Origin of the sequence: Endozoicomonas sp. SESOKO2 (genome assembly GCF_024606245.1) — a bacterium.
In the GTDB taxonomy this organism is placed as follows: Bacteria; Pseudomonadota; Gammaproteobacteria; order Pseudomonadales; family Endozoicomonadaceae; genus Endozoicomonas_A.
Map to the genome: position 1 here is coordinate 1 of NZ_JAHHPQ010000432.1, position 9,754 is coordinate 9,754.

Consider the following 9,754-nt stretch of genomic DNA (forward strand, 5'->3'; position numbering starts at 1 on the left):
CCAGGCATTGAATAAAGCAAAACCCCAGTTGAGTGATCGGCTGGGGTTTTTGTTTATCCGTTACAGGACAATGTAATGTCACCCGAAAGAACGACAAAACTTCTTAAGCAATGCGTCGTTTATTTTCGTGCTCCCATCCAAACCCGGAAGTAACAGGATCGTCCGGAACGATTTTAGGCAGTTTTAGTACTCAATCATGAATTTATTGATGATCAACTCTGCATTTTGCCATTTCTTTCGGATTAGAAGGTGCACGGCAGACCCGGTCTCCATAATAGTCATTGTTGAAATTGCAATCACTTTGCTTGTTGGATTGCTGAGCAGGAACATTGAAACTATCCTGTTTTTTCTCTATCTGGCTGGATGCATTCATGGGGTAATCCTCCTGTTGTATAAAATAAAGTTTATAAACAAGGAATTGAAACTGGAAATTGGCAATGGCTATCACAATGATAGGAAAGTTGTATTCAAACTGTTGCAGTATGGTACTGGTGGAGGTGCGCCTTGAAGCGCGTACAATCTTGCGACCTGAAATGGTCGCCACGGTAAAGCTGTGGTCGGCAGCTGTGTACCAAGTCTTGCGGGGTGGAAGGTAACGACCACAGCGAAGCGCAGACAGGAAGATAATAGGCCATAACGTTTGCTAAGGGATAATTAACCTCGAAATTGAACGTATTCGAAGTAGCTGACCTTCTCTCTACCAAGGGAAAGCAGAAATTGGGAGCTCCGCTAATGACAACAACCGCAGTAGGACAGCCTTAAGTTCGACAGGCTGATAGAGCAATGCAGGAGCAGTTGCCGCGGAGGGGCAGTCTATTCTCGGTCAGCCTCCGTGTGATAGCTATTTTAAATAGCGGGGTATCAATTCCAACGCTCTCTTCTCTTTATAGAAAGGTGCAACAGGTTTTTTTAAACTTCAGGATCCCTTGTCACTAAGATTTTTGGACGGAGTTTCGCTCAGCGTGGAGCCCGATAAGGGCCACGAGCGTTGACACAAATTGAATTACAGTCTCGCAGTAAATTGAATGGATTCAGACAACGGCCCCAGCAGATAACCAAGAAGCGTGCGTTTACCTGCCAGTATATTGAGTTCAACGGTCATACCCGGGATCAACTGATTATTTTCATCAAACCCTGAACTTTCCGTCTCAATCATAGCCTTGTAGTAATGCTTAGCCGTGACACTATCTACATAAGTGTCAGCACTCACCTCCAGAACCTTGCCCCTCAGAGAGCCATAAGTCGTATAATCGTAGGCAGAAACCCGAACATTCACTGACTGACCGGGCCAGACTCTGGCTCTGTCATGTGGTGCCACCATAGCTTCTACCATCAGGGGAACTCCATCTGGCACTATCTCTGCCAATATCGAACCCGGCGATACGACCTCACCAATAGTATTGACATGCAGGGTATGCAGAGTACCTGTAACCGGTGCCGCCACTTTTTTACGGACCTGCCGTTCACTGGAAGAGTGAATCTGTGCCTGAATTTGAACAATTTCTAACCGGACTTTGTTGTAATTATGCTGTGCCTCTTCACGAAAATCTGTCATCAGTTTTTTTTTCTTTAAACGCAGCTCTGACAGGTTGGCAGCAATGACCGGAATCTGTTTCATTGACTGATTGATTCTGGTCTCAATTTTCAGCAACGCCATCTTTTTTTCCAGCTGATTATGAATCGAACCAGCACCTTCCTGAAGAAGCGTCGTCAGTATATCCAACTGCTTTTGAGCTACCGCCCGTTCGTTTTTCATGTCCTTAATGACCTGGTCAAGCTCAGATAACTGGGCTTCTTCTTTGTTAATCTGCTGGCGGACAATGGAGATTTGTTCGCTGAGCTTTCTGGCACGTTTTTTATACAACTCTTGTTCGTTAAGATAATGCTCGTTATTCCGAGTCTTTTGTTTGCTCGCAGCGATCAGTTCTTTACCCGTCATTTCCGCATACAATCGTTGCGCTTTTGCGGTCAGCCCTCTGAGTCTTTGGTTCAAAATGCTGATATTCTCGGTCAAGGAAGGATTCATCACCGTAAACAATACCATGTCTTTGTGAATCCGCTGCCCTTCTTGCACGTGCAGTTCGGTAAGAATACCGCCTTCCAGATGCTCAACCACACGGTTATTGCTGAAAGTAGTCACCCGACCATTGCTCTTGACGACCACATCTATTTCGATAATGGCTGACCAGACCAGAAAACACAGAACGATAAAAGTGATGGTAAAAATGATGGAATAGCGGGAAAACGATCGGTGCCGCATTCGGGTAAGCAGTGGCTTCATCATTATTCGTTATCCACCAGTTTGATAACCACCTGGTTTCGTTGCTCGGTGCCGGATTCGTCCAGTCTGATTTTGATAAATTCAGCGGGCATGCCAGCATCCAGAAGAATTTTTCGAACTTGAGAAATTCGGTTGAATGCAATTTCGTAAGAAACCGTTTTCGCCAGGCTTCTGCTATTGAGCAGGCTAATAACATGGATCGTTTTACCCTGAAAATCAGCTATGTTTGCCTGAACCCATTCTTCCAGCTCCTTGTTTGCCGCTTCAGAAAGACGTGAGTTGAAATCTTCGTACTTTATGCGAATGAGTTTACTCTTAATCTCTGTGGATACCTGGCTCTCTAAATTAACGCTCATGGCTTCAGAAATGATTTCCTTCTCAATATCCGATTCCACCGAGGCTTGCTGACCCGATTCCAGTCCTTCGGTTGAGCCGGCTGCCGCATGCTCAGCTTCAATAGACGACTGCGCAATATCATAACCCACCTGAACACTCAGCGCAGAAACGACCATAACCAACACAACGACCAGGAAAACAAAGACCAGCAGTGTGGTCGAAAGAGCATCCACAAATCCGGGCCATGGGTTGCTTTCAACTTTTTTAGCCATTGTGCTCCAGTTGCAGATGTGTAGTGTAGAAATTCAAACAGGAACCGTTACATCAACTGTTGTCTGGTTATCTATCGCCTGTCTGATGCGTTTCTTAATAAATGTTTACCGCAAAACGGAATACTAAAAGAAGCGATCCTTTGCAGTTTTCGTGCTGTGGGCCGAATAAGACTCTGAGGCTTTTAAAGTCCTATATCCATTGGATTGAAGAGATGGGGTAGGGGTACGCGGCAAAAAAATCAGGACAGGCAGGATCAAATTTTATGAAACTAAAAAGTCTGCTCGGGGTGAGTTTATTAATTCTTATCTCTCCAGTGAGTGCCTTATCGTTACCTGAAGCGGTCAACAAAGCACTGGAGATCAACCCGACCTTGAAGTCTCTGGAGGCTACGGTTGAGGTTGGAGAGGCTCAACTGGACAAGAGTTACGCCAACTACCACCCCAAGGTTACCCTCCAGTTGGAAAGTGGCAAGAGCAACAATTCAGACAGTTCCTGGCAGCAAAAGCGCAAATCATCAGTAACTCTTAATCAGGTGTTGTACGATTTTGGTCGGACTTCTAACCAGATCAGCGCCAGAAAATACAAGCTAAATGCCTACCAGCAGGATCTTAATAACGGCCGTGAGCAGCTCGTCCTGCTCACCTCAAACACCTTTCTGGAGATACTCAAGCTTGAGGAAGTGATCAGATATATCAAAGAGAATATCGCCTTTTACGATCGTTTTCTGGGCATCCTTGAAACCCGAAATCAGACAGGTGCGTCCAGCAAATCTGATGTTCAGCGTCTGACCAGTCTGAGCCAGAATGCCCAGCTTGAGCTGATCCAGTATCAGACAGACCTGACGTTTGCCCGTAAAACCTTTAAAAGCCTGACGAACATTGAGCCAGAAAACCTGACAATTCCTTCGCTGGACGGACTGGTCATCAAGCAAACCCCGAAGGAACTGGTCGAATTTGCAACAACCCGGAGTTATCAGATCCAGTCTCTCAGAAAAAACATTGAGTTCGCCAAAGAAAATCGAGACAAAGCCCGTTCCGATCTATATCCCAAATTTGACCTGAAAATTGAAACCAACAGGGAAAACTCTCTGGACACCAACGGCAAATGGTCAAGCACACAGGCTGCCGGTATCACAATGAGTTATGACATCTGGGACGGATTCAAGGCCCGAAGCAATGTTGATGAAACTAATGCCAAAGTGATGCGGGCTAATCATCAGTTACGAGAGGCAACACTGGCACTGGAAAAAGAGGCAGAGGAAGCTTACAGCGCGATGTTGAAGTTAAGAGATGAAAAGGCCGTCAATAAAGAGGCACTGGAAACCAACCGCGAAATTGTCGACCTCTATTACAAAGAATTTGAATTGGGTGAAAAGACCCTGCTGGATATCACCACAGCCCAGGGGGATTACCATAACAGTCGAGTCCAGAGCGCCGTGTTCCGGTTTGAGTATTACAAGAGTACGCTGAAAATCCGCTATTACCTGAATGATGTCATCAACACAGTGCGAAGTCTGGCAGACGAGTCCCAATGATGTTTCAGAGGACAGGCGAGAGAACGACGGGCAACACGGACAAAAAGGGATAATAAGGACATGTCTGAGCTGCATATTGCCAACCCGAAAAGAATAGAGAGCTTCATAAGGCGTATGCAGTTTGTCGTCGTAGCCAGCATTATCCTGGTTTATTTTTCCAGAGATTTTTTTATCACGGCACTTATGTCAAATCTGCCGCTGAACGGTACGATTTTATCGGTATTCATAGTCGGTTCGGTGCTCTGCTTCATCTATGTGTATCATCTTAAAGATGATGTTCTGGTGGTTGCCAAACTGGATGAGATCTTGTTTGAAAATAAAGCCGACCAGGACGGTTCGGATGATCCGGGCGATCAGAACATCCAAAGAGACAGGAGCAGCCAGAACGAGCAGGGCAAACCGAAACCGTTGAAGATGCACCTGATGGGGCCAACTGTCACCCTGCTCAAAAACAATGTTGCATCTCTGGGTGTTATCAGACTCTCGGCACCAGCAACCCGAGCTCTGGTAGACTCTCTGCAGGACAGTATGAGCGAAAAGTCCGCCTTCATTCGCTACTTCACCGACCTGCTGGTTTTTATCGGACTACTTGGAACTTTCCTTGGCCTCACCATCACCATTGGCTCCATCGGGGGCATCCTGTCTGATCTGGCAGGAGGCTTGGATGGCGGTGATATTATGGAAACCCTGATCAAGCTGATCCGAGGTCTGGAAGGGCCTCTTGGCGGCATGAGCACCGCCTTCGGTTCTTCCCTTATGGGTCTGAGTACTTCGTTGGTGCTGGGTATTTTTCTGCTCAGCCTGGACAAGGCCGGCCATTACTTCACCTCTGCCATGGAAAACTGGCTGGCTGAGCACACCGTTGAGAGAAGTTCTAATGGTGGAGCGGCTACGACCACTGCCGCTCCAGCCATCGGAAACGGGCAACTGGAGCAGATTACCACCCAGCTCAGTACCATCGCCAATACTCTGAAGAGAATCAGTATTCAATCTGCAGATGACAGGCAGTGGCAAAACCTGATCACTTTACTCAACAATAATCACCGTGAGCTGGCCAATGAGACCTCCGGGCTGTCTGAATCCCTGCTACGGACTGAACAACATATTGAAACTTCTGCCAGACTCCAGTCGGATCAGTTAGCGCAAGCAGAGCTGCAATTGCGGGAATCAGAAAAACTGCGCCAGATGTTCTCTACTCAGGCCGATGCCAGTATAGAAGCACTGGGCGCAGTACAGGAAAGCAAGCATCGGCTGGTTCAGATTGTCAATGCTCTGCTGAATGAGCAGCAGGCTCTGGGGCGCAGTCATGGGAAAACCACTGAGCAGGTCACCGAGCTGAAAGCATTCATCGCACAGAAAACAGACGCCTCTGCCACCGAACTTAAAGGTGTCTCTCTGCAGTTGCAGGCACTTTCCGATAAAGTTCAGGAAGATAACCAGGACAGCCAAATCAGGCAGTCACGAATGGAAAAGATGTTCATTTCCATGTCCAGGGCGATTAAGGATATGAAGGCCAGAATAAAAGGAAATTGAGACGTGAGGGTTCACCGGCATATCATTCCTCTGATCTGGAGTCTGGCCGCTTCGGCTGACAACAGTCTGGATTTTATTTTCCCGGTGGCTTGTCATTATGGTGTTGATTGCTTTATCCAAAACTATGTTGACCATGACCCCACTTCGGGCCACAGCGACTATCAGTGCCGCCAGCAAACCTATGACGGCCATTCTGGTACCGATATCAGGTTAGTTAACCTGCCCCAAATGAATAAAGGTGTTTCTGTGCTGGCAGCAGCCGATGGCACGGTTGTCGCGACACGGGATGGCATTGCGGATACTTATCTGGAACCTGCCCGACGTAAGGAAATAAAACAGATCGGTCTGGGCAATGCCGTTGTTATCCAGCATGGGGATGGCTGGCGCAGCATTTATGGCCATCTGAAAAAGGGGAGTCTGACCATCAAAAAAGGTGATCAGGTCGAACAGGGGCAGTCACTGGGAGAAATTGGCCTGTCGGGATTAACCGAATTTCCCCATGTCCATTTTCAGGTGACACATCACAATAAGACGATTGACCCGTTTATCGGAAAACCAGACAGAAGCGAGTGTGGGGATACGCTCAACAGTCTGTGGCTCGGGATCGAAGACAACAGGATAACCTACCTCCCGGGGTTGCTATTGGATCAGGGTTTCAATAGCACTCCCCCGGTCAACTACCAGTCGATTGAAAGTGGAAATTTTAATAACGGTGCTGGTGACAAAAACCAGCGCCTGTTTTTTTGGGTCCGGTTCATCGGGCTGTCAACGGGTGATCAGGTAACGTTGAGTTTCGTTGCACCCAATGACGAACTTGTCAAAGCACATACTTTCCCGGAACTGAAATCAGGCAAGGCACAGCAATTTTATTACATCGGCATCAATAATCCGGCTATTCGCCCGGAACTGTGGGGCCGCTGGCAGGGGAGGGTGAGACTGAAGCGCACATCACTCCCGCCCATTAAAAAGGCTTTTGATTATGCAGTAGGTGTTGAAGATGTGACTGACCGTTGAAAATTGAGCTCCTTCAGCACGCGACTGCGACTACCGTCACCGATGATACGACCTTCCGATATCACGATAATCCGATCCACCAATTGCAACAGGTTTTGCCGGTGAGTGACAAGAATCAGCGTCTGGTCGTCTTCCAGGATACCCGGAAGACGCTGACAGAAAAGCGTTTCATTGTAATTATCATAGGCACTGGTGGGTTCATCAAGGATCAGTAAACGACCCCGACGCAACAGAGCACGAGCCAGGCAAAGTGCCTGTCGTTGACCACCGGAGAGATTCTCGCCCCGTTCTAAAACTTCGTGGGCATAGCCCCGGGAGCACTTCTGGACAAATCCATCCAGACAAGCCCCATAACAGGCTTCATCCAGCTTTTTAGTGGATGCTGAACTCTGTCCGAGCATCAGGTTACTTTTCAGTGTGCCAGCGAATACGGAGGGTTTTTGAGGTGCCACGGCGAAGTGGCTGCGGTAATGGTCCAGATTAAGGTGCTGCAGATTGCGACCATCGATCATTACATTGCCTTCAGTCGGTTCCACCAGCCCCTGAATCATGCGGATGAGTGTACTTTTCCCGGAGCCAGATGCACCCAGTATGGCTACCCGCTCTCCCGGCTCAATCTTCAGGCTGATGTTCTTCAGAATTTCAGGTTCCGTGGCTTTATATCGATAGGACACTTTATCGAATTCAATCACTCCTTTCAGGGTTGGAACATTGAGCTTATCGTTGCAGTCATCCTCTCCTGCCAGACCCAGCAGATCGTTAATCTCTTTCAATGCCTTGATGGAGAAGCTTAGGCGATTAACTGCCATGGCCAGACTCATCAGCGGAACAATGGCCCTGCTACCAAGAATAATGCAGGCAAACAGAGAGCCAGACGAAAGATTACCGCTGTGTATCTGGAAGACACCCAGGACAAGCATGCCGATGACCACAATCTGGCTGGCACTTGCCACCAGGGTGTTGAGCAGAATATTAGACTGTTTACTGGCCAGCGATGCCCAGGCAGAACGGGTGACCAAACTACGCCAGCGCGCCTGAGTCTTGCGTGTCGCACCCAGGGTTTTAATGGCTTCCAGCTCTGAACTCACTTCGTAGAGAAAGGCACTTTTGGCATTGTTGGCGCGGGTCAGCTGGCTGGCACGATGACGCGTGCCTCGATAGCTGAATATCGCAATCGGTATCAGGCAGGCCGCAATGCCAATAGGAATGAGTGCCATGACGCCACTGATCATTCCTATTATGAGAGTAAACAGAATAAAAAATGGTGCATCCAGAAATGATAACACCACCGTTCCGGACAGAAATTCTTTAACCCGGGCAAAATTTTCCACAGCATGGGTAATGCGACCCGTAGAGTCAGGCAGTTCACTCTGTTTCAGCTGAACAAGGCGGCCCATGATGAACTGTTCACTGCGCTTTTCAATAACCCGGCAGGCCTCATCGACAAAATAAGTGCGGAGCCAGCGCAAGACAAAATCAAAGGTCACTACCAACAGCATGCCAATCCCCAGAACAAGCAGCGTATCAGTAGCAAAGGTTGGGATGAGTTTGTCGAACACCATATTGGTGAATAACGGTAGCGCCAGAGTCAGTAGATTGACCATCAGGGTCGCCAGCAATACCTGAACGTAGTGAGGTCGGAGTTCGTTCATCTGTGCGCGAAACCAGGCAGGCATCAATAGCTTGCTGGCAGTGGCTTTGTCCTGTTGTTCACTGAAACAGAAAAGCGTGCCGGTATAAACCGATGCTAATCGTGACAAAGACAACCATAATCCCAGAGGATGTTTTCGTGATGCTACAAAATACTCACCGTTACGAATTTCGGTGATGGTCATGAATTTTTTTTTCTTTAACTGAATGATGCAGGGTAAGTCGTTTTCCGTAATATCATTAAGTCCGCTGCATTTTTTTATCATGTCCAGGCCACAGTAGGCAGCGGCCTGTTTAAGGCGCCGATGATCAAACTCCTGACCATCTTGCGTGAGTGTCTCTAAATCTTCTCTGACAACATCGGCCCCCATATGATGGCAAATGGTGAGGAAACAATCTTTGAGGTTGAATTTAAGCATAAAAGGCGCTCTTTTAGTTATCCTGGCGCCCTCTGAACCTACTGGCCTGAATCCATCAGAGGAAGTTGACGGTTATGGTATTAGTACCGTCGCTGTATATGTGCTGATTGGCATTACTGGTATCAACACTGGTCTCATCATTCACAGTAATACCATCAGTGTTACTGCCATCAACATCAATGGTCAGACTGTTACTTCCGGTAAGAGCACTGACATCATTCATGGAGATAGTGATGGTATCGGCACTTCCATCGCTGAAATCAATCTTTTCAACATTATCAATAAGGCTGGTGAAATTACCCAGATCCCAGGTGCCACCGTTGTTCAGATTGAGGGTGTCGCTGTCAGCGCCACCGTCTATCCGTGTGGCATTGTTTTGCAGGGCTGCCAGATCGACATTGAGAATGTCGTCACCGGCTCCGCCAATCAGTTGATCTGCAGCAAAACCCGTTAAGGTGTCGTTACCGGCATTACCCTCCAGTACGTTAGCTACCGTGCTGGAAGCGGTGAGATCGTCCCCTGAGGCCGTATTGTTGGAGCCCAGAACTTTCTCAATACTGGTCAGGGTGTCAGTAGCGCCGCTACCGTCAGTGGCTGCACCAGTGTCCAGATTAACCGTGACGCCGCTGGTTTCACTGCTGTAATCAACGGTGTCTTCACCCGCCCCTCCGTCCAGCGTATCGGCCCCGGCACCGCCACGAAGCGTATCATTAC

The 9,754-nt window shown here is 48.1% G+C and carries 8 protein-coding genes; 3 read left to right on the forward strand and 5 right to left on the reverse strand.

Annotated elements, in window-relative coordinates; genetic code table 11:
• Window positions 1-202: 202 nt before the first annotated feature.
• The 3 genes from KDK17_RS09560 to KDK17_RS09570 all read right to left on the reverse strand — a co-directional run bounded on the left by KDK17_RS09560 (window position 203) and on the right by KDK17_RS09570 (window position 2,889).
• Window positions 203-544, reverse strand: a complete 342-nt coding sequence (locus KDK17_RS09560; RefSeq protein WP_257254503.1) for a hypothetical protein — start codon at window positions 542-544, stop codon at window positions 203-205.
• A gap of 459 nt (window positions 545-1,003) precedes the next feature.
• Window positions 1,004-2,284, reverse strand: a complete 1,281-nt coding sequence (locus KDK17_RS09565) for an HlyD family type I secretion periplasmic adaptor subunit (RefSeq protein WP_257254502.1) — start codon at window positions 2,282-2,284, stop codon at window positions 1,004-1,006.
• A complete protein-coding gene (locus tag KDK17_RS09570) occupies window positions 2,284-2,889 on the reverse strand; it encodes a hypothetical protein (RefSeq protein ID WP_257254501.1) in 606 nt (201 codons plus the stop codon). The genes KDK17_RS09565 and KDK17_RS09570 overlap by 1 nt, the downstream gene beginning before the upstream one ends.
• Window positions 2,890-3,152: 263 nt before the next feature.
• Between KDK17_RS09570 and KDK17_RS09575 the strand changes: the two genes are divergently transcribed.
• From KDK17_RS09575 to KDK17_RS09585, 3 genes are read left to right on the forward strand one after another with little or no spacing between them, the layout of a single operon-like run.
• Entirely contained in the window at window positions 3,153-4,424 is a 1,272-nt protein-coding gene (locus KDK17_RS09575; protein WP_257254500.1) for a TolC family protein, read from the forward strand.
• A 60-nt stretch (window positions 4,425-4,484) separates the two neighbouring features.
• Window positions 4,485-5,957, forward strand: coding sequence for a hypothetical protein (locus KDK17_RS09580; RefSeq protein WP_257275179.1), 1,473 nt, complete (start codon window positions 4,485-4,487; stop codon window positions 5,955-5,957).
• Window positions 5,958-5,960: 3 nt separating this feature from the next.
• Window positions 5,961-6,971: a M23 family metallopeptidase gene (locus KDK17_RS09585; protein WP_257287937.1), complete on the forward strand. Its 1,011-nt coding sequence runs from the start codon at window positions 5,961-5,963 to the stop codon at window positions 6,969-6,971.
• Here the strand turns inward: KDK17_RS09585 and KDK17_RS09590 are convergent.
• Entirely contained in the window at window positions 6,935-9,040 is a 2,106-nt protein-coding gene (locus KDK17_RS09590) for an ATP-binding cassette domain-containing protein (RefSeq protein ID WP_257287938.1), read from the reverse strand. The two genes, KDK17_RS09585 and KDK17_RS09590, sit on opposite strands and share 37 nt — an antisense overlap.
• 55 nt (window positions 9,041-9,095) lie before the next feature.
• The coding region (locus tag KDK17_RS09595; RefSeq protein ID WP_373691583.1) for a calcium-binding protein at window positions 9,096-9,754 on the reverse strand (659 nt) is incomplete at its 5' end.